The 1,253-nt window shown below is 55.3% G+C and carries 1 protein-coding gene; it reads right to left on the bottom strand.

Features of this window, described 5'->3' with window-relative positions:
- Positions 1 to 30: 30 nt before the first annotated feature.
- Positions 31 to 1,190, bottom strand: a protein-coding gene (locus L4X63_RS23540; RefSeq protein ID WP_502799946.1) for an IS3 family transposase whose coding sequence is annotated in 2 segments (ribosomal slippage) — positions 31 to 932 and positions 932 to 1,190 — 1,161 coding nt in all. Because the reading frame shifts where the segments join, the coding sequence is not laid out codon by codon here.
- Between the last annotated feature and the right edge of the window lie 63 nt (positions 1,191 to 1,253).

Genomic DNA, 1,253 nt, shown 5'->3' with positions numbered 1-1,253 from the left:
TGATCTTGCCCAGCAATAACGGACACGAAATTAAGCGGCTTGTCTGGCCTCAAACGCTGCCGGGCTGATGTTGCCATTGGCGCTATGACGGCGGTTACGGTTGTAGTCAACCTCGATGTATTCAAAAACGACTCTGCGCATTTGCTCCCGGGTCACAAAGTGCTCTCCGTGGATGACTTCCACCTTCATGGTGTGGAAGAAGCTTTCTGCGCACGCATTGTCGTAGCAATTGCCTTTACCGCTCATGCTGCAGATCAGATCGTGCTGCGTCAAAAGGGCGCGGTATTTCATGGAACAGTACTGGCTGCCACGGTCGGTATGGACAATGACATCCTTTGGCATGTGGCGGCGCCACAGTGCCATTTGGAGGGCTTCGCAGGCTAATTCAGTGCCCATGCGATCTGCCATGGCCCAGCCCACCACAAGGCGAGAAAAGAGATCGATGACGACGGCGAGATAGAGCCAGCCCTCCTCGGTCCACAGATAGGTAATGTCGCCGACCCATTTCTGGTTTGCAGACACGGCGTTGAAATCCTGCTGGAGAAGGTTGGGGGCCACCGGCAGATTATGGTCGGAATTCGTGGTTGCTTTGAACTTCCTCGCGGCTTTGGCGCGCAATCCTTGGCGTTTCATGCTCTCGGCGATGGTCTTGCGGTCGTACGGAAGTCCCTGTTCCTGCAGATCAACCGTGAGCATAGGCGAACCACAGCGCCTTTTCCGTGCTTCAAAGGCATCCTTCACCTGCTGATCCAAGAGAGCTTGCCGCCGCTGCCGCGGCGATGGTTGGTCCTGACGAAGAACCCAGCCGTAGTAACCACCGCGAGAGACTCCCAGGGCCTTGCACATGGACGTAATGCGGAAAGTGCCTGAATGTTGGTCGATAAAGGCGTATTTCACTTCAGGCTCTTCGCGAAGTACGCCGCCGCCTTTTTTAGGATCGCCAGTTCCTCAGCCTGCTCAGCCAGTTGACGCTTCAGGCGGGCATTCTCCGTCGCCAGTTCCTGCTCAGTTTCGCTCTGAGCTTGCACTCGGCGTTTTTTGCCCCGCCAGTTGTAGAGCTGGTTTTCATTGAGCCCGAGTTGTTTTGCTGCGCCAGTTACTCCAACTCTCTCAGCGAGTGCGAGAGCTTCATCCTTGAACTGCGGAGAGTAACGGTTGCGAGTCTTCTTTTGTGCTTCTGCTTTCTTCACGGATCACCTCTGTCGCGAACTTTACTCGCTTAACAAGGCGTCCGTCAATGGCGGGCAAGATCA

The sequence above is a fragment of the Geomonas sp. Red32 genome (genome assembly GCF_023652955.1).
Lineage (GTDB): Bacteria > Desulfobacterota > Desulfuromonadia > Geobacterales > Geobacteraceae > Geomonas.
Note: the sequence above shows the minus strand (reverse complement) of the source record. Positions and strands in the feature narration are given on the sequence as shown.